The sequence below is a fragment of the Sphingobium sp. CECT 9361 genome (genome assembly GCF_918741285.1).
Taxonomy (GTDB): Bacteria; Pseudomonadota; Alphaproteobacteria; order Sphingomonadales; family Sphingomonadaceae; genus Sphingobium.
Genome location: NZ_CAKKNC010000001.1, coordinates 383567 through 401823, shown reverse-complemented (window position 1 = coordinate 401823; position 18257 = coordinate 383567). Strand labels below are relative to the sequence as shown.

Below are 18257 nucleotides of genomic sequence, written 5' to 3'. Positions count from 1 at the left end.
CGTTCAGCCACCCTGTTTCAAAGGAGAGGACATGCCCGGAAAAATCCTCTTCGACCGCCGTACCGCCGTGATAACCGGCCTTGCCACATTGGCGTTCGGCGGTTCTCCTGCCGCCGCCGCGCCCTTCGCCTCGCGCCGCATCAGCGTCACCGTGCGCGGCAACGGACCCGACGTTCTGCTGATCCCCGGCCTTGCCAGCGGCCCCGGCATCTGGGGCGGCACCATCGCGGCCATTCCCGGCTATCGCTATCATCTGGTGCAGGTGCGCGGGTTTGCAGGCCTAGCGCCAGACGCGAACAAGAGCGGACCCTTGCTGACGCCGCTGGTCAACGATCTGGCCAGCTATATCACGCAGGCCAGGCTGATCCGTCCCGCCGTGGTCGGTCATTCGATGGGCGGCACGCTGGCCATGCTGCTGGCGATGCGCCCCTCCCCGGCGCTCAGCCGGGTGATGGTGGTCGATATGCTGCCGGATGGCGCAGGCATGGTCGGCGGCACATCCAGCGGCATGGGCTATCTCGCGCAGCAGCTTGGCGACTATTTCACCGGAACGAAGGCAGGCCGCCAGCTTTTCTCGCAAATGCTGCAGAATCAACCCGGCGCCAAGGGCAGCGACCCGGACGTCATCGCCAATGCCCTGCGCGAACTCGCCCAGACCGATCTGGGCCCCCGCCTCAAGACCCTGCGCGCGCCTTTGCAGGTCGTCTACGCCATCGGCGGCGACGCGCAACAGCGCCAGTCGCAGACGCAGCGCTACCGCACCGCCTACGCCCCCGCCAAAGCGCCGTTGCTGACCCCGATCGGGCCCAGCGGCCATGTCGTCATGGCAGACCAGCCCGCGAAATTCGCGACCATCCTGCAGGGCTTTTTGAAACGCTGAGCGCTGTTTGATTTCAATCAATGTGCCCCGCGCACTGGCGACCTAATTCTTCTTCATAGCCTGAAGGAGTAGCGATATGACCGCTCATATTTCCGCAGACAGCCATTCCCACGGAACGCCGTCGGCCAATGTCGTGATGTGCGAAAGCGGCCCGCTGGATCGCCGCGCTGCTGCCGTTCAAATGTACATATTGCCGGTCCTGATCCTGATCTGGACTATCGCCGTGATGGTCATCGTTGCGATGATCTGAGGAGCCCACCCCCTTTCTCCTCCCCCTTGGGCGTGTCCGGGCTTACCCGGCACGTCCTTTTTTTTGGGGGAGACGGCGTTTTGCGATCGCCCTACGGCACCAACACCGTATCCACTGCCTCGGGCAGCGTTTCGGGATAATCCAGAATATAGTGCAGCCCCCGGCTTTCCTTGCGATGCAAGGCGGATCGCACGATCAGCCGCGCCACTTCCAGCAGGTTGCGCAATTCGATCAGATCGGGCGTCACCCGGAAATTGCCATAATAGTCATCCACTTCCTGCGCGAGCAGGTCGATGCGATGCTTGGCGCGTTCCAGCCGCTTGGTGGTCCGCACGATGCCGACATAGTCCCACATGAACCGGCGGATTTCGCGCCAGTTATGCTGGACGATCACTTCCTCGTCCGAATCGGTCACGCGGCTTTCGTCCCACGCCCGGATCGGCGGTGGGCAGGGCAGGCTGTCCCAGTTCGCGCGGATGTGCTGCGCCGCCGCCTCGCCGAAGACGAAACATTCCAGCAGCGAATTGGACGCCAGCCGGTTGGCGCCATGCAACCCGCTCTCGGTCACTTCGCCTGCCGCATATAATCCCGGCAAGTCGGTGCGCCCGTCCAGATCGATCACTACCCCGCCGCAGGTATAATGCTGCGCTGGCACCACCGGGATCGGCTCCTTGGTGATGTCGATGTCGAGATCGAGCAGCCGCGCATAGATCGTCGGGAAATGCTCCTTAATGAACTCGGGCGGCTTGTGACTGATATCGAGGTGGACGTAATCGAGGCCCAGCCGCTTGATCTCATGGTCGATGGCCCGCGCCACCACGTCGCGCGGGGCCAGTTCGCCGCGCGAATCGTGCCGGTCCATAAACCGCTTTCCGCCACCCGGCACGCCCGGCGGCAGCTTCAGCTTCCCGCCTTCGCCGCGCATCGCTTCGGTAATCAGGAAATTCTTGACCTCCAGATTGTAGAGGCAGGTCGGATGGAACTGGTTCATTTCCATGTTGGACACCCGGCACCCCGCGCGCCACGCCATGGCGATCCCGTCGCCCGTCGCGCCGCGCGGCGCCGTGGAGAACAGGTACGTCCGCCCTGCCCCGCCCGTCGCCAATATCGTCGCCTTGCCCAGCAGCGCATCGATATGCTTGGTCGTCTTGTTGAAGGCATAGACTCCCCACACATGCCCATCGCCCGAATACCGTACGCCATGACGCGACGTGATAAGGTCGATGGCGACCATGTCGCTCATCAGCGTGATGTTGGGATTGGCCTGCGCTGCCTTCACCAGCGCCCGCTGCACCGCAGCGCCCGTCGCGTCGTCGACATGCACGATCCGGCGATGGCTGTGCCCGCCTTCGCGCGTCAGGTGCCAGCGCTCGCCAAAGCCCTCGCCTGCGTTGAACGGCACGCCCAGTTCGGCCAGCCGCTCGATGGCCGCCGGGGCGTTCTCGACGACGAACTCGACTGTCTCGCGATTGTTGAGGCCCGCGCCTGCCACCATCGTGTCCTCGACATGCTCGGCAAAGCTGTCGCCGCCATCCAGCACCGCCGCGATCCCGCCCTGCGCCCAGTTGGTCGACCCGCCGTCCAGTGCACCCTTGGCCAGCACTAGCACGCGCCTGTCCTGCGCCAGATTGATAGCCGCCGTAAGCCCCGCCGCGCCGGAACCGATGATGATGACGTCGTAATTTTGGGTGGGCATTATTCTCTCTTACACCGTTCGTCCCGAGCGAAGTCGAGGGACATTGTTCTTAAGGTTTGCGCGAGCGTGTCTCGACTTCGCTCGACACGAACGGAAATCAGGCGAGGGTTACGCAGCCGCCGCCGTCAGATTAAGGAACACATCCTCCAGATCCGGGTCGCGCGTCACCACGTCCACGATCTGCAGCCCCATGCCCTGCACCGCGCTCAGCACTTCGCCGGCATTGGCCTTGTCCTTGGCATAAGTGATCGTGAGCACCCGACCCGCCGTCAGTTCGACTTTCTCGAATCGTGCATGGGTGGGCGCGGCGTCCAGATCGCGGTCCACCGTCACCTGAACGACCTTTTCGGTCGCCATGCCGACCAGTTCGCGTGTCGGCTTATTCGCAATCAGCCGACCGTGGTTGATGATCGCGATCCGGTCGCACAACTGCTCGGCTTCCTCGAGATAATGCGTCGTCAGCACGATTGTCACGCCTTGCTCATTGAGCTGCTTCACATAGGCCCATAATTGCTGGCGCAGCAAAATATCCACGCCTGCGGTCGGCTCGTCCAGCACCAGGATCGGCGGCGAATGCACCATCGCCTTGGCCACCAGCAGCCGCCGCTTCATGCCGCCCGACAGCGTCCGCGCATAAGCGTTCGCCTTGTCCTCCAGATGCACCGCGCGCAGCAGCTCCATGGACTTCCGCGCACCCTTGGCCACGCCATAGAAGCCTGCCTGATTCTCCAGCGTCTCGAACGGCGTGAAGAACGGATCGAACACGATCTCCTGCGGCACGATGCCGATGGAGTTCTTCGCATTGCGCGGATTCTCGTCAATATCGAAGCCCCAGATGCGCGCCGACCCGCTTGTCTTGTTCACCATCCCCGACAGGATGTTGATCAGCGTCGACTTGCCTGCGCCGTTCGGCCCCAGCAGCCCGAATATCTGCCCGCGCGGCACTTCGAACGACACATGGTCGAGCGCTTGCTTCCCGCCCTTGTAGACCTTGGACAGATTATCGATGACGATGGCGGCTTGCGATGCGGTGCTCATGGGACATGCTCTTAGCGCGCACGAACCGGAAGGTCGAGTAACCGCGATATTGCGGCGCGGCATATTGCGGGGCATGGGCGGCGATGATACAGGCGTGGGCCATGATCCAGCCCCCCGAAATCCTCCGCACCGCCAAGACCCGCGTATCCTGCGACGGATCGGGCGACATCCCCGCAGCGCTCGGCCATCCGCGCGTCTATCTGGAGATCGACGAAAAGGGCTATGTCGATTGCGGCTATTGCGACCGACGCTTCATACTGGTGGGCGGCCCCGCCGACGGCGCGGACCAAAGCACACTCCCCGACATCGCTTCGGGCGCAAGCGTACAGTAGGCGCTGCCGCACTCCTGCTAAAGCAGGAGTCCAGACTGATCTCCTGCCGAATTAGAAGTTTGGCCTGCCCCAATCGGGACAGGCCAAGATAGATGCAGATCGCGGCGTCATTGCTATGCAGACGTCGCTTCCGGATTTGTCACCCTTCGTTTTCGTCAGGCGCATTCTGGCGCACGAGCACCATTGTTTGATTGAGCAATTGGTAAGCGATCTCACCGAAGGTGACAGGCCCCGCAATGCCTCCGATGGCCTTGCCCTCAAGCGACCCGTGGAGGAAGTTCAGAATACAATTGCAGGACCAGACAGCCCCTTCGAGCGAGTGGTTGGCGAGTTTTTCGCGGAAGGTCCCGGCGTAGTCGACAAGCGGAGCGGCGAAACGATAGTCCACGCCGGGAAACACCGGCGCGTAGAGCGTTGCCACCTGCGTGTCGCGATCGACCGATTTGATCGAGACATTGATGGGGGCACCCGCGAAATCGCCGATCAGCGGCAACATGCCACCCTCCATGCCGTGCTCGACAAGATAGGCGGCGAAGTTGGTAGGCTGACCGTTGACGATGCAATGCGTGGGCGCGAAATCCGTATTTTCGAAACGTAAGACGTCGCCATCGCCCGGTTTGAACGGATTGACGATTTCGATCGACGCAAGCACGTCCTCGGGTTGGGCGATATGGGCAACCACCGCACGGTCGGCATGCTTGGTTGGCCCGGTTCCGTCATAGACCTTGGCCGAGGCCGTGGGATCGGCAAGATCGACACCCGCGATCCAGCCCACGGTGGGGCTTAGAAACGCTTGGGGATAGTCAGCCGCTTCATTGGCGAATCGCTCGTGGCAGACCGAACCTGCTGGAATTATCGCAAGGGAGAAGCCGTGTTCGGGGCCGTTGCCCGAGATGTCGGCCAGGTGATCGGCATCATAGACTGCGACACTGACGCTTCCCATCCGGGAGAGGTCCGTTACGAAGACCTGACCTTCGGTAATCACCCGACCGCCTTCGACGGTCATGAAATAGGGGGTGGTGCCGCCGATCCAGTTGCCCGCAGGGAGCATGTCCATCGCCGATTCCGGACCCGCGATTGATAGCGGCAGTCCTGCCTCGATCAGCGCAACCGCCTCCGCGATTGCGAGCAGGCCGTTGGTCGGCTGAGATTTAGCCACGGTTGAATTGAACGATTTCATCAGCAAGGCTCCGCTCCCATTTCGCATAATATTCGTGAATTTCCGCCGCCTTCTGCGCGGCTGGAGCGGTGCTGCGCTCCATGCGCTTGATGAGCATCTGGGTCGCGACATTGTTGGTCCGCAGTGCCGCCAGTCCTCCGTTCGCCAGCTTTTGCCAGCAAGGGGATGTAGGTAACGGTATGGCCATCTATTGCTCCTCTGTTGCTGGTATCATAGTTGATTGACCGCAGTTGGTTGGAGCATTGCAGAATTAAATCTGGACTTCCTGGAGCGCGCGACCGTTTTAAGAGCGGCTGGGCAGTACTCACCTTGCAAAGCACGCTGCCCGGCATCGCTTCGGGCGCGAGCCTGTAATAACCAGCCTAACCGCAAGAACTACCCCACCCCCGTTCGGTTCGCGCTTGTCGAGAACGGGTCTTGGCGCCCCTCGCATACCCGACGGACGCTTCTCGACTGCGCTCCAAGCTGCTCGAACCGAACGGTGAGTAGCGTTGCGGCAAGGGTTATAACTGTCTGATGGGGGTTGGTGCAGGGAATACATACCCCTATATCCCCCCTATGACCGACATCACTTCGCACTTCACCGACGCCCGCGGCTTCCTCTATCGCGACGGCCTGCTCGATCCCGATGGCGCCCGCCGCCTCACTGCGCAGGCGCTGGGCAAGTGCGATGACGGCGAACTCTACCTCCAATATCGCGCGTCGGAGAGTTTCGGTTTCGACGACGGGCGCCTGAAAACCGCCGATTACTCCACCGACGCCGGCTTCGGCCTGCGCGGCGTGTCGGGCGAAATGACTGGTTTCGCCCACGCCAACGACATCAGCGAAGCTGCGATCCGCCGCGCCGCTGAGACGCTGACCCTGCTCGATCCCGCGACCGCACCTGCCGCCGCCCCGCCCCAGCACACCAACCGCCACCTCTACACCGATGCCAACCCGATGGAGATCGTCCCCTTCGCTGAGAAGGTGGCGCTCTGCGCAGAGATCGACGCCGCCGCCCGCGCCCGCGATCCGCGCGTCGCGCAGGTGTCGGTCAATCTCGCCGGAAGCTGGTCGGTCGTCGAAGTCGTCCGCGCCGACGGTTTCACCGCCAGCGACATCCGCCCGCTCGTCCGCCTCAACGTCTCGGTCATCCTCGAAGAAAACGGCCGCCGCGAAACCGGGGTGTTCGGCATCGGCGGACGCTATCTCTACGATCAGGTGATGTCGCCCGCCATCTGGAACCGCGCCATCGACGAAGCGCTGGCACAGGCGCGCGTCAACCTCTCTTCCGTCGCTGCGCCAGTGGGGGAGATGACCGTTCTCCTCGGCCCCGGCTGGCCGGGCATCGTCCTGCACGAAGCCATCGGCCACGGCCTCGAAGGCGATTTCAACCGCAAGGGCACATCGGCTTTCTCCGGTCGCGTGGGCCAGCGCGTCGCTGCGCCGGGCGTCACCGTGGTCGACGATGGCAGCATCGCCAACCGCCGCGGGTCGCTCAGCATCGACGACGAAGGCACGCCGACACAGGAAAACGTGCTAATCGAGGATGGCATTCTGCGCGGCTATATGCAGGATCGCCTGAACGCGCGCCTGATGGGCGTTCCCGCCACCGGCAACGGTCGCCGCGAAAGCTATGCGTACGCCCCCATGCCCCGCATGACCAACACCTTCATGCGCGGCGGCAATGACGATCCCGCCGAACTGCTCAGCCGCGTCAAAAACGGCATCTTCGCCAAGAGCTTCGGCGGCGGACAGGTCGACATCGTGTCGGGCAAGTTCGTCTTCTCCTGCACCGAAGCCTATCGCATCGTGGACGGGAAGATCGGCGACCCGATCAAGGGCGCGACCCTGATCGGCGACGGTCCCACTGCGCTTACCAAGGTCACGGGCATCGGCAACGACATGGCGCTCGACGAAGGCATCGGCATGTGCGGCAAGGGCGGGCAGAGCGTTCCTGCGGGCGTCGGCCAGCCGACCTTGCTGATGGAAGGCCTGACGGTCGGCGGCACCGCCGCCTGATCGTCCTTGGGCCCTAACAGTGCCCAAAATTTAAGCAGTTCTGCCGCGCTGCACAATTTTTTAGCGTCGCGACTCGGATCGTCTCGCCCTAACGCCGTGTTAACGCACGTTTAAGAAACTGGCACGGTCCTTGCTGACCTTTCTATCGCACACCAGAATAAGGGGGCGATATGAAACTTGTCATGGCTATCATAAAGCCGTTCAAGCTTGACGATGTACGAGAGGCACTTTCCACTCTTGGCATTGCGGGCATGACGGTCAGCGAAGTTAAAGGCTTCGGTCGCCAGAAGGGCCAGACCGAAATTTACCGCGGCGCCGAATATTCGACGAACATGGTTCCGAAGATCAAGATCGAAGTCGTTTGCGACGACGATCTGGCACCGCGTGTTGTCGAAGCGACGCAGCAGGCCGCCAACAGCGGCGCAATCGGCGATGGCAAGATTTTCGTTCTCGATGTGAGTCAGGCCGTGCGCATCCGCACGGGCGAGACCGGCGAAACCGCGCTGTAAGGAAGGGGGAATAATGACTGTTTCCAAGAAACTTTGCGGTGCGATGGGGGCGATTGCCGCTTCCCTGTTCGCCGCCGCGCCGGCCTTTGCCGGTCCGATCAAGGCTCCGACCGTCGAACAGATGGCCACCATGGTCAACAAGGGCGATGTCGCCTGGATGCTGGTATCCTCGGTCCTCGTGCTGATGATGTCCGTCCCTGCGCTTGCGCTGTTCTACGGTGGCCTCGTCCGTACCAAGAACATGCTCAGCGTCCTGATGCAGGTGTTCATGATCGTCTCGGTCGCGGCGCTGGTCTGGTGCTGCTGGGGCTATTCGATGGCCTTCACCAGCAACAACGTCTTCGTCGGCGGCTTCTCCAAGGCGTTCCTGATGGGCGTATCGGGCACCACTTATGCCGCGACGTTCAGCAACAACGTCTATCTGCCTGAATTCGTGTTCGTCATTTTCCAGATGACCTTCGCGTGCATCACGCCAGCCCTCATCGTCGGCGCCTTTGCCGAACGTGTGAAGTTCTCGGCGCTGATGGTGTTCGTGGTGGCATGGCTCACGGTCATCTACTTCCCGATCGCGCACATGGTCTGGTACTGGGCGGGTCCCGACTTCCTGCCTGATGCACCGACCGACTATGGCTTCCTGTGGGGCATGGGCGCGCTCGACTTCGCTGGCGGCACCGTTGTGCACATCAACGCCGGTATCGCGGGCCTCGTCGGCTGCATCATGATCGGCAAGCGCATCGGCTATCCCAAGGAACCGATGGCACCGCACTCGCTGACCATGACCATGATCGGCGCGAGCCTGCTGTGGGTCGGCTGGTTCGGTTTCAACGCCGGGTCCAACCTCGAAGCCAATGGCGTCACCGCTGTTGCCTTCATCAACACCTTCGTCGCTACTGCTGCGGCAGCCGTCTCCTGGGCGCTGATCGAACAGTTCCATCATGGCAAGCCTTCGCTGCTCGGTGCAGTGACCGGCGCCGTGGCCGGCCTGGTCGCCATCACCCCGGCTTCGGGTTACGCCGCGCCGATGACGTCCATCGTGCTTGGCTTCATCGTCTCGCCGATCTGCTACCTCTTCGTCGCTTCGGTGAAGCAGAAGTTCGGCTATGACGACAGCCTCGACGTTTTCGGCGTCCACTGCGTCGGCGGCATCGTCGGCGCAATCGGCACCGGCATCGTCGCTGACCCGGCCTTGGGCGGTCAGGGCTTCTTCGACTACACCGTCTTCCCGGCGGGCGTGGGCGTCTATGACATGGGCGCGCAGATCATCACCCAGATCAAGGCCGTTGTCCTGACGCTGGTCTGGTCGGGTGTCGGCAGCGCGATCCTGTTCTTCATCATCGACAAGACCATCGGTCTTCGTCCGACCGCAGACGCCGAACAGGAAGGCCTCGACCTCTCCAGCCACGGCGAACGCGCCTATAATTACTAAAAGAGTTCGGCAGGGCGGGCCACCATAACGGCCCGCCCGCCACCCGATGTTCCTCCTGCGAACAACCCTGGGCCGGTGCGCAAGCATCGGCCTTTTTTTGCGCGTCCCCCGTTGGAAAAAGGCTCAGACCAGGCGTTTGCCCGGATAGGCCGGACGCATTGTTGCAAAATTGTGACAGCAATGCTGCGATTGCTCAGTCCGACGCAGTTTGCGCATGCATCTGCACGCCCAGACCCCTAGGGGCAGCGCGTCACACCATAACGTGACCGAAACAAAGGAAAATGATTACAATGAAGCGCATTTTAGCCGTTGTTGCCGTGGCCACTGCTGTTGTCGCCACGCCGGCCCTCGCTCAGGAATTTCAGGGTGCCCGCGTTGGCGTGGAAATCGGTGCCGTTGACGATGATTTCGCAGGCACGGACAAGGCCAGCTACGGCATCAATGCTGGTTACGATTTCGATCTGGGCACCACCGTTGTTGGCGTAACCGGTTCGTACACCGGCCTGTTCGATGACGACAACACCGACCTTCGCGATCTGACCATTGCCGGTCGCTTCGGCTTCAAAGCTACGCCCCGCACGTTGGTTTACGGCACCGCTGGTTACTCCAACCTGGACGCAGACAACTTCCCCGGCTCGCTGGACGGCGTAAAGGTCGGCCTTGGCGTCGAACAGAAGTTCGGCAACCTCTTTGCCAATGTGGAAACACGGTACGGCAACTATGAATTCGGTGTGGAACTGTACCAGACCGTCATCGGTGTAGGCTACCGCTTCTAATTCAGCTTATTCCATGGGAAAGGCGGCGCCAGCGCGCCGCCTTTTTTTGTGCGCGATACGGTTACCTCAGCGACTGGTGTGACGGCACATTTTTCTTGACATTACGAACCATATAGGTTATATGCCACAGCACTTCCTATCTGTCTGGCCAGATATACGGGAAAGAAAGGTCCTGTTCGGCACAAGCGGCAACGCAACTGTCGGGCAGGAGCGGTCGGCGCGGAACCATCCGGATTTACAGGATATCCGCAACCGGCTTCGGTTCAGCAACACAGTCTGTAGGGGCGTTGCTGGGGCGTGCTACATATAGGGACAGGAGAACGGGGGACGGCCCTGTTTCGTCTGATCGTTCCGCGTAGCGCATACTCAGCGGCCAACCATAATTGCCTCCCCCCGAAAGGGAACAGCAGACTCAGCCGAAGCCACCCCTATAAAGCCTCGATGCTTTATAGATACTATCGTTACAAAGTCGTCGAGCACCGGGTGACCGAGGCAAGGACGCGTCGACCGTCAACTTTCTGCATGTGCACCGCACAAAGCGCCCCCGCGCGCCCGTTGGAGAAAATCCAACACAACCCCCTCACCATCGTCACCCCGGACTTGATCCGGGGTCCCGCTTCCCTTGAGGCGCGGACGAAGAAAGCGGGATTCCGGGTCAAGCCCGGGATGACGAAAGAGCGAATCGTCGGCACCTAAACCCAACCAGTGCCGATGCATATTGCCTGACCACGGCAATGTCCTCTACGCCTCGGAAATGGATGATCCCAATGATGCCGACCCAGCCACCCTGACACGCTGGGTGCGTGAACGCTTCGCGGTGCTGATGGGGGTCGTCGCCCTGTTCGCTTGGCTCGCCTTGCTGTGGTTCATGTTCGGCGACGTGCTGTAAGCGTTACCCGCCCCGCACAGCATCCATAATCTGCCGGATCGGCGACAGGTCATATCCCGCCGCCGCCGCTTGTCCCGCCAGCGCATCGGCGTCATCCCCCGCCCGCGCACGGGTCAGCGCCCACAGCAAAGTGCTCCGCGTACCGGATCGGCAGAAGGCGAGCACCTTGCCGTCTCCTGCCTGTTCCAGCGCTTCGGCCATCCCGTCCAGTTGCCACGGCGCAAAACCCGCGTGGGTGACCGGCACCGCAGCATAGCTCAGGCCCGCTGCCGTCGCCGCTGCTTCGATCTCCGCGCCGGTCGGCTGGCCGGGTTCCTCGCCTTCGGGGCGGTTGTTGACCACCATCGTCACGCCCAGCGCCTTCGCTTGCTTGATGTCCCCCACGCCGATCTGCGGCGCGACATAGAGCGTATCGGTGACCTGACGGAACATAAGCGGCGTGTCCTTCTGCAATGCTCCCCGCGCCATGCCCAATATGCCGCCCGCTTTCAAGGGATCAGCCGAAGCGGCGCAGCACCGTCAGGAACGCATCGCCATAGGCTTCCAGCTTGCGCGTCCCCACACCACTGACGGTGCCCAGCGCCGAAAGGCTGTCGGGCCGATACTGCGCCATTTCGCGCAGCGTCGAATCGTGGAAGATCACATAAGGCGGCACCCCGGCCTCCAGTGCCAGCTCGCGGCGGCAGGCGCGCAGCGCATCGAACAGTGGATCGTCGCTGGGGTTCGCGGCGCTGCCATCGCGGGCATTGCGCCGCCGCGCACGCTTGGGCGGCAGCACCAGCGGCACCGTCTCCTCGCCCCGCAGGATAGGCCGCGCATTCGGCCCCAGTATCAGCCCGCCATGCTCGTTCGTCTCCAGCGCATCGCGGATCAGCAGCGCGCGGGACACCGGGCGCAACAGCGCAACCTCATCCCCCGATACGATACCAGACACCGACAGCTTGTCATGCCCCCGCTGCCGCACCTTGTCATTCGCCGCGCCCGTCAGCACCGCTTCGATATGCTGCACGCCAAAGCTCTGCCCGGTGCGATAGACGGCGGAGAGGAACTTGCGCGCCGTCTCGGTCGCGTCGATGCTGGCGGGCGGCGTGATGCAATTGTCGCAATTGCCGCAGGTTGCAGGCGGATCTTCGCCAAAGTGCCGCAGCAGCACCGCACGGCGGCACCCCCCCGTTTCAACCAAGGCGCCCAGCGCCGATATCCGCACCCGCTCGCCTTGCTGGCGCGCCGCTTCCACTTCCATCACCCGCTGTCGAGCGCGCGCAAAATCCTCCGCGCCCCAGAACAGATGCGCTTCCGCCGGTTCGCCATCGCGCCCAGCACGGCCCGATTCCTGATAATAGCCTTCAATCGATTTCGGCAGCCCCGCATGGGCCACAAAGCGCACGTCCGGCTTGTCGATCCCCATGCCGAACGCAACCGTCGCCACCATCACCATATCCTCGCTGGCGATGAAGGCGGCTTGATTGGCGCTACGCACCTTGGGGTCCAGTCCGGCATGATAAGCGCGCACCTGCCGCCCGCCGACCGACAGGCTGGCCGCCATCTTCTCGGTCGCGGCGCGGGTCTGCGCATAGATAATCCCCGGCCCCGGCTGCACCGCCAGCAAGTCGGCGATCTGTTTGCTCAGGCCATCGCGCGGATGCACCGCATAGCGGATATTGGGCCGGTCGAAGCCCGATATGATCATCCCCTCAGCCGGGATACCAAGCTGCTTGAGGATATCCGCCCGCGTATGCGCATCCGCCGTCGCCGTCAGCGCAAGGCGCGGGACATCGGGAAACTCGTCCAGCAGCGGCCGCAGCAGGCGATAGTCCGGGCGGAAATCATGCCCCCATTCAGACACGCAATGCGCTTCGTCGATGGCGAACAGCGCGATGTTCGCAGAGCGCAGCAGCGACCGGAAACCCTCCCCGCTCGCCCGCTCCGGCGCGACATACAGCAGATCGAGATCGCCATTGCGCAACCGATCCTGCGTCTCCCGCCAGTCCGCGTCGACACTGGTGAGGCTGGCCGCCCGGATGCCCACTGCCTGCGCCGCCCGCAACTGATCGTGCATCAGCGCGATCAGCGGCGAGACCACCACGCAGCACCCATCGAACGCGACGGCGGGAAGCTGATAGCAAAGCGACTTGCCTGCCCCGGTCGGCATGATCGCCAGCGTCCGCTGCCCCGCCATGACCCGCGCAACGACATCCGCCTGCACCCCGCGAAAGGCAGGAAAGCCGAAAATGTCGTGCAGAAGCTGGCGGGGATCGCGGGGCATTAGGACAGGATGACTTTACTGTGAGGCATTAACTTGCCGCCGTTCGTGTCGAGCGTAGTCGAGACACCTTGCGCACCGCGCGCCACCTGCCCCTCGACTGCGCTCGGGACGAACGGATCGGTTAGTGGTGCCGCTTTAGATAGGGCAGGACGTAGGCGCAACCGTGGTCAAGCCTCCACCACCTCACCCGTCTCGCGCTCCTGCGCCTGCCGCGCCCACATCGACGCATACAGATCCCCCGCCCGTAGCAATTGCGCATGTGTCCCGCGTTCCCGCACGCTGCCGGCATCCAGCACGATAATCTCGTCCGCCTCGACCACCGTCGACAGCCGATGCGCGACAATGATCGTCGTGCGCCGCCTCGAAATCTCGCCCAGCACGCCCTGAATCGCTTCCTCGGTCCGGCTATCGAGCGCACTGGTCGCTTCGTCCAGCACCAGAATCGGCGGGTTCTTCACAAGCGTCCGGGCAATCGCCACACGCTGCTTCTCGCCGCCGGACAGCTTGAGCCCACGCTCACCGACCCGCGTGTCATATCCTTCCGGCAGCGACAGCACGAATTCATGGATCGACGCGCCCTTCGCCGCCGCCTCGATCTCCTCGCGGCTCGCCCCGGCACGCCCGTAGCCGATGTTGTATCCGACCGTGTCGTTGAACAGCACCATGTCCTGCGGCACGATACCGATGGCGGCACGCAGGCTGTCCTGCTGCACCTTGGCGATATCCTGCCCGTCGATCAGGATGCGGCCCGACTGAATGTCGTAAAAGCGGAACAGCAACCGCGCGATGGTCGATTTGCCCGCGCCCGACGGCCCCACAATGGCCAGCGTCTTGCCCGCCGGAATCGTAAAGCTGATACCGTGCAGGATCTCGCGTTCCTTGTCGTATCCGAACACCACATTGTCGAACCGCACTTCACCTTGCGCCACATTCAGCGGCGGGGCGGTGGGCACGTCGACAATCTCCTGCGGCGTATCGACCAACGCGAACATCGCTTCCATGTCGATCAGCCCCTGCCGGATCGTGCGATACACCATGCCCAGCAAATCGAGCGGCCGGAAAAGCTGCGTGAGCAGGCCATTGACCAGCACCACGTCGCCGGTGCTGAAAGTCCCCCGGCTCCACCCCCACACGGTATAGCCCATCGCGCCCGCCATCATCAGGTTGGTAATCAGCGACTGGCCAATGTTGAGCCACGCCAGGCTGTTCTCCGACTTGACTGCAGCCGCCGCATAGAGCCGCATGGCATTGCCATAGCGATCCGCCTCACGCCGCTCCGCTCCGAAATACTTCACCGTTTCAAAATTGAGCAAGCTATCGACGGCATGGGCCACGGCGCCGGTATCCAGGTCCACCATGTCGCGCCGCAACTGATTGCGCCATTCGGTCACGGTCCGCGTGAACCAGATATAGAGGCCGACCATCGCCAACGTAGCGGCGACCATGCCAAAGCCGAACTTGATCTGGAAATAGATGCACACCGCCGCCAGCTCCAGCACCGTGGGCGCGATATTGAACAGCAGGAAATACAGCATCGTGTCGATGCTCTTGGTCCCGCGCTCCACGATCTTGGTCACTGCGCCGGTCTTGCGGTCCAGATGGAAGCGCAGCGACAAGCGATGCAGATGGCCGAACACATGCTCGGCCAGCCGCCGGGTCGCTTCCTGCCCCACCCGCTCGAACACGACATTGCGGACATTGTCGAACACCACCGATACGAAGCGCGCAAACGCATAGGCACCGACCAGCGCAATGGCGAGGCCTGCTACCGGCTCCAGCCCCGGCGTCATCCGGTCGATAACGGCCTTGTACAGGAACGGCATTGCAAATGCGGTTGCCTTGGCCGCGACCACCAGCAGCATGGCCAACACGACCCGCACCCTCAGCGCACGCGAATCCTTTGGCCAGAGGTAGATGAAGAACCGGCGGAGCGTCGTCCAGGCGGGAGGCGCGTCGGCGCGGGGCACCAATGTGGCTGCATAATCGGGAGGCATGGCGTCCCTGTAGGCGAGATCGGGTCTGAAACCAACTGCGCCGCATAGAAACCTGCGGTGCGGGGCTCATCCATAAAAACAGCCCGGATCGAATATGGGGAGGGTGGGGATCCTCCATATTCGATCCGGGCGGCAGGTGCGTCGCCACCGGTTTTCCTCGCGGTCCACCGCTAACGGCATGCATCAACGATGTCGGTTTGCCGAGCTTGCCGAGGTGTGGGGACACAGCAAGACGATCAAAGCCGCGCATCGCCGCTGTACGTTGAAACGTACATCGCTGAACATGCAGACTTCGCTGTATCGCGCGCCCTTTGCTGAACAAGTCACATCAAATGATGTAACGGTAACATGTCCTAATCCGGATCAGCCTCAATCTTCTGGAAACACATGGTAATGTGGTGCTATGACAAGGGCATCCAGCCGAAATCGAAATTACCATATTGGGAAGAGCGTGGCACAGGTCGACGAGCCAACCAACGCGGATGCTGCCATTACATCGAGTGACGTAGTATACCATGCCGAAGTCGAACGCATCTGTGCGAGCGCGGCATTTCAGCGTGCGCCGGTCATGCGCCGGCTTTTGCGCTTTCTGGTAGCGGAAACTTTCGCAGGACGCGGCGACAATCTCAAGGCCTATGGCGTAGCTGTCGATGGGCTGGGAAAGGACAGCGGTTTCGATCCGCAGTCGGACAGCTATCCTCGTGTCCAGGTAGGACGCCTGCGTCGCATGATCGCGGAATTTTATGAGCATGCTGGCGATGGCCCCGATGGGATCCGCGTCGCCATCCCCAATGGCAGTTACAAGGTACATTGGCTGATCGGCACGCTCACTTCTCCCTGCCCAGACACGATATCGCCGGAGCTGCCCTCTCCCGTCCCGATACCCCTGTATCGCAGGCCGGCCGTCGCTTTCGCCACGGCGGCAGTCGCCATCCTCCTGCTCGTGACCGCCTGGGCGATCGTCGACAGATCGAAAGGCACGCCAGGTCGTCCGCCTGCCGTTGCCGTACAAACTGCTTCGCTTGCCCCTTCGCCTGTAATGGATATCGCGCCTGTCGATGCGGTCGATGGCGCCGACCCACTCCTCGCGGAGCGTATCGATCGTGTGTTGGGCGATGCCCTGCATCGCTCCTGGTCGCTTTCGGTACGACCGCTTGCGACGCGCGGGAAAGGAAGCACTCGACCCGCGAGCGATTATCGGCTGACAGGAACGCTGGTCGGTGCCGAGCGGAAACTGCTGTATCTCACCTTGTCGAACAGCCGCGACGGGACGCAATTTTGGTCCCAGCGCTTGGAAATGGCCGATGTCGGGTCGTTGCGCGAAGCACTCAGCCCCACCATTGCAACGATCATGTCGCCATTCGGCGTCATCGGCGCGCGTGAGCGGAACATCCTTTCAGGGGACTTCTCACCCGGTTTTCCGTGCATGATGCGCTACACCGAATACTACACTGCCAATGCCGTGGAACTGCAGGCACCGGTGCACCGGTGCCTGCAGGAGACATTGACGCGCGACCCTGGCTACAGCCCTGCCTTGTCCGCTGAAATCGTGATGCGGTTCAGGGATGCGACTCAGCAGCCGGAAAATAGCGAAACGATCCGGCGTGAGGCGTTGCCGCTGGCACGGCAGGCTATCGATGCCAACCCGCATTCCGCCGAGGCTGCGATGGCCATGGCCCTTGCGGCCTATGCCAACGGCATGTGCGAACTGGGCCGGGCAAATGCCCTCCGTGCACTGGAGCGCAACCCCTTCGACAGTCTCGCCTACGCCCAGACCGGGCTGTTCATGTATCAGTGCGGGGACAAGGATTATGAGGAGACGTTGAAGCGGGCATGGTTGCTCGACCCGTCCTTACCTGCGTTCATGGCCATGCCGATCCTGGTCAGCATGGGCAATCGAGGCGAAGGCGAAGCGGCGTTGCGCTTTGCGCTCAGCCTGCCGATGGGCCAGGAATATCGCAAGCCTGCCTATGATGTAACTCTGGCGGTCGCCTATGCCGCCGCAGGCGACCGCGCAATGGCACGAACGAAATGGCAGTCCGCAGCGCGCGCCGTCAACGCCGCCCCGGACGCCGCGCCCGACGCGGTACTGCAAAAGATCGTACTCACCCCGCAACTGGCCGACCGGATGGTGCGGTATTTGCGCGACCGCGGCGTGTTTGGCTGACTCGGACGGCCGTTAGTCGCGCAGCAGTTCGTTGATCGCCGTCTTCGACCGCGTCTGTGCGTCCACCCGCTTGACGATGACGCAGCAGGCCAGGTTCGGGCCGGGCGTCCCATCGGGCAGGGGCTTGCCGGGCAGCGAACCGGGAACGACCACGGAATAAGGCGGTACCTCGCCGATGAACACTTCGCCTGTGCTGCGGTCCACGATCTTGGTCGTCTTGGTAATGAACACACCCATAGACAGCACCGATCCCTTGCCGATCCGCACGCCCTCAACCACTTCGGACCGCGCACCGATGAAGCAATCGTCCTCGATGATGACCGGATCGGCCTGCAAAGGCTCCAGCACGCCGCCGATACCCACGCCGCCCGACAGATGCACGTTCTTGCCAATCTGCGCGCAGCTACCCACCGTTACCCAGGTGTCGACCATCGTACCCTCGTCCACAAACGCGCCGATGTTGACGAAGCTGGGCATCAGCACGACATTCTTGGCTACATAGGCCCCCGCCCGAACGATGGAGCCGGGAACGGCGCGGAAGCCCGCAGCGCGGAACCGCGCTTCGTCCCAGCCGTCGAACTTGCTCGGCACCTTGTCCCACCAGAAGCTGCCGCCCGGCCCGCCGGGGATCAGCGCATTGTCGTTCAGCCGGAACGAGAGCAACACGGCTTTCTTCAACCACTGATTGACCTGCCAGCCGCCTTCGACCGGTTCCGCCACCCGTGCTTCGCCTGCATCGACCATCCGCAGCGCGGTGGTGACAGCGTCGCGCACTTCGCCGGTGGTGGTCACACCGATGTCGGTGCGTGCCTCCCAGGCGGCATCAATCGTGGCAATCAGTGCGTCGTGCATG

17 protein-coding genes are annotated in these 18257 nt (G+C 62.6%); 9 read left to right on the top strand and 8 right to left on the bottom strand.

Translation table 11 applies throughout. The annotated features are described in order from the left end of the window. Nucleotides 1-31 precede the first annotated feature (31 nt). Nucleotides 32-880 (top strand): alpha/beta hydrolase, encoded by an 849-nt coding sequence (locus LQ220_RS01765; RefSeq protein ID WP_230186562.1) that lies wholly within the window; start codon nucleotides 32-34, stop codon nucleotides 878-880. Nucleotides 881-956: 76 nt separating this feature from the next. Further along, entirely contained in the window at nucleotides 957-1130 is a 174-nt protein-coding gene (locus LQ220_RS01760) for a hypothetical protein (RefSeq protein ID WP_230186561.1), read from the top strand. Nucleotides 1131-1221: 91 nt separating this feature from the next. Here LQ220_RS01760 and nadB read toward each other — a convergent pair whose 3' ends face one another. Together nadB and LQ220_RS01750 are read right to left on the bottom strand one after the other, a co-directional pair. After that, nucleotides 1222-2826: an L-aspartate oxidase gene (gene nadB, locus LQ220_RS01755; protein ID WP_230186560.1), complete on the bottom strand. Its 1605-nt coding sequence runs from the start codon at nucleotides 2824-2826 to the stop codon at nucleotides 1222-1224. Nucleotides 2827-2934: 108 nt separating this feature from the next. Further along, nucleotides 2935-3864 carry an ABC transporter ATP-binding protein gene (locus tag LQ220_RS01750; protein WP_230186559.1) on the bottom strand — a complete coding sequence of 310 codons (930 nt, stop codon included), beginning with the start codon at nucleotides 3862-3864 and terminating at the stop codon, nucleotides 2935-2937. 101 nt (nucleotides 3865-3965) lie between these two features. On the opposite strand from LQ220_RS01750, the gene LQ220_RS01745 reads away from it, so the two are divergent. Then, nucleotides 3966-4196, top strand: coding sequence for a zinc-finger domain-containing protein (locus tag LQ220_RS01745; RefSeq protein ID WP_230186558.1), 231 nt, complete (start codon nucleotides 3966-3968; stop codon nucleotides 4194-4196). A gap of 139 nt (nucleotides 4197-4335) precedes the next feature. Here the strand turns inward: LQ220_RS01745 and LQ220_RS01740 are convergent, their stop codons facing one another. After that, nucleotides 4336-5376, bottom strand: coding sequence for a hypothetical protein (locus tag LQ220_RS01740; RefSeq protein WP_230186557.1), 1041 nt, complete (start codon nucleotides 5374-5376; stop codon nucleotides 4336-4338). Then, complete coding sequence (locus tag LQ220_RS01735) at nucleotides 5348-5563, bottom strand: hypothetical protein (protein WP_230186556.1); 216 nt, start codon at nucleotides 5561-5563, stop codon at nucleotides 5348-5350. The genes LQ220_RS01740 and LQ220_RS01735 overlap by 29 nt, the downstream gene beginning before the upstream one ends. Before the next feature lie 371 nt (nucleotides 5564-5934). Here LQ220_RS01735 and tldD point away from each other — a divergent pair, with 371 nt between their 5' ends. From tldD to LQ220_RS01710, 5 genes are all read left to right on the top strand, one after another. Then, nucleotides 5935-7377, top strand: a complete 1443-nt coding sequence (tldD, locus tag LQ220_RS01730) for a metalloprotease TldD (protein WP_230186555.1) — start codon at nucleotides 5935-5937, stop codon at nucleotides 7375-7377. Between the two features lie 170 nt (nucleotides 7378-7547). Beyond that, a complete protein-coding gene (locus LQ220_RS01725) occupies nucleotides 7548-7886 on the top strand; it encodes a P-II family nitrogen regulator (RefSeq protein WP_230186554.1) in 339 nt (112 codons plus the stop codon). 13 nt (nucleotides 7887-7899) lie between these two features. Then, the gene (locus tag LQ220_RS01720) at nucleotides 7900-9312 is read left to right on the top strand and encodes an ammonium transporter (RefSeq protein WP_230186553.1); all 1413 of its coding nucleotides are present in this window, start codon (nucleotides 7900-7902) and stop codon (nucleotides 9310-9312) included. Between the two features lie 290 nt (nucleotides 9313-9602). Continuing rightward, nucleotides 9603-10088 (top strand): outer membrane beta-barrel protein, encoded by a 486-nt coding sequence (locus tag LQ220_RS01715; protein ID WP_230186552.1) that lies wholly within the window; start codon nucleotides 9603-9605, stop codon nucleotides 10086-10088. A 718-nt stretch (nucleotides 10089-10806) separates the two neighbouring features. Further along, nucleotides 10807-10977, top strand: a complete 171-nt coding sequence (locus tag LQ220_RS01710) for a hypothetical protein (RefSeq protein ID WP_230186551.1) — start codon at nucleotides 10807-10809, stop codon at nucleotides 10975-10977. A 3-nt stretch (nucleotides 10978-10980) separates the two neighbouring features. Here LQ220_RS01710 and LQ220_RS01705 read toward each other — a convergent pair whose 3' ends face one another. The 3 genes from LQ220_RS01705 to LQ220_RS01695 all read right to left on the bottom strand — a co-directional run bounded on the left by LQ220_RS01705 (nucleotide 10981) and on the right by LQ220_RS01695 (nucleotide 15237). Then, entirely contained in the window at nucleotides 10981-11409 is a 429-nt protein-coding gene (locus tag LQ220_RS01705) for a TIGR01244 family sulfur transferase (protein WP_230187226.1), read from the bottom strand. A 64-nt stretch (nucleotides 11410-11473) separates the two neighbouring features. After that, nucleotides 11474-13243 carry a DNA helicase RecQ gene (gene recQ, locus LQ220_RS01700; protein WP_230186550.1) on the bottom strand — a complete coding sequence of 590 codons (1770 nt, stop codon included), beginning with the start codon at nucleotides 13241-13243 and terminating at the stop codon, nucleotides 11474-11476. Between the two features lie 167 nt (nucleotides 13244-13410). Further along, nucleotides 13411-15237, bottom strand: a complete 1827-nt coding sequence (locus LQ220_RS01695) for an ABC transporter ATP-binding protein/permease (RefSeq protein ID WP_230186549.1) — start codon at nucleotides 15235-15237, stop codon at nucleotides 13411-13413. Nucleotides 15238-15688: 451 nt separating this feature from the next. Here LQ220_RS01695 and LQ220_RS01690 point away from each other — a divergent pair, with 451 nt between their 5' ends. Further along, nucleotides 15689-17404, top strand: coding sequence for a hypothetical protein (locus LQ220_RS01690; RefSeq protein WP_230186548.1), 1716 nt, complete (start codon nucleotides 15689-15691; stop codon nucleotides 17402-17404). Between the two features lie 12 nt (nucleotides 17405-17416). Here the strand turns inward: LQ220_RS01690 and dapD are convergent, their stop codons facing one another. Beyond that, a complete protein-coding gene (gene dapD / locus LQ220_RS01685; RefSeq protein WP_230186547.1) occupies nucleotides 17417-18256 on the bottom strand; it encodes a 2,3,4,5-tetrahydropyridine-2,6-dicarboxylate N-succinyltransferase in 840 nt (279 codons plus the stop codon). Nucleotide 18257: the final 1 nt, after the last annotated feature.

Bases quoted from the DNA above. Each gene is read 5' to 3' on its own strand.
- LQ220_RS01765 (WP_230186562.1), top strand. From the start codon at position 32: ATGCCCGGAAAAATCCTCTTCGACCGCCGTACCGCCGTGATAACCGGC.
- LQ220_RS01760 (WP_230186561.1), top strand. From the start codon at position 957: ATGACCGCTCATATTTCCGCAGACAGCCATTCCCACGGAACGCCGTCG.
- nadB (WP_230186560.1), bottom strand. From the start codon at position 2,826: ATGCCCACCCAAAATTACGACGTCATCATCATCGGTTCCGGCGCGGCG.
- LQ220_RS01750 (WP_230186559.1), bottom strand. From the start codon at position 3,864: ATGAGCACCGCATCGCAAGCCGCCATCGTCATCGATAATCTGTCCAAG.
- LQ220_RS01745 (WP_230186558.1), top strand. From the start codon at position 3,966: ATGATCCAGCCCCCCGAAATCCTCCGCACCGCCAAGACCCGCGTATCC.
- LQ220_RS01740 (WP_230186557.1), bottom strand. From the start codon at position 5,376: ATGAAATCGTTCAATTCAACCGTGGCTAAATCTCAGCCGACCAACGGC.
- LQ220_RS01735 (WP_230186556.1), bottom strand. From the start codon at position 5,563: ATGGCCATACCGTTACCTACATCCCCTTGCTGGCAAAAGCTGGCGAAC.
- tldD (WP_230186555.1), top strand. From the start codon at position 5,935: ATGACCGACATCACTTCGCACTTCACCGACGCCCGCGGCTTCCTCTAT.
- LQ220_RS01725 (WP_230186554.1), top strand. From the start codon at position 7,548: ATGAAACTTGTCATGGCTATCATAAAGCCGTTCAAGCTTGACGATGTA.
- LQ220_RS01720 (WP_230186553.1), top strand. From the start codon at position 7,900: ATGACTGTTTCCAAGAAACTTTGCGGTGCGATGGGGGCGATTGCCGCT.
- LQ220_RS01715 (WP_230186552.1), top strand. From the start codon at position 9,603: ATGAAGCGCATTTTAGCCGTTGTTGCCGTGGCCACTGCTGTTGTCGCC.
- LQ220_RS01705 (WP_230187226.1), bottom strand. From the start codon at position 11,409: ATGTTCCGTCAGGTCACCGATACGCTCTATGTCGCGCCGCAGATCGGC.
- recQ (WP_230186550.1), bottom strand. From the start codon at position 13,243: ATGCCCCGCGATCCCCGCCAGCTTCTGCACGACATTTTCGGCTTTCCT.
- LQ220_RS01695 (WP_230186549.1), bottom strand. From the start codon at position 15,237: ATGCCTCCCGATTATGCAGCCACATTGGTGCCCCGCGCCGACGCGCCT.
- dapD (WP_230186547.1), bottom strand. From the start codon at position 18,256: ATGCACGACGCACTGATTGCCACGATTGATGCCGCCTGGGAGGCACGC.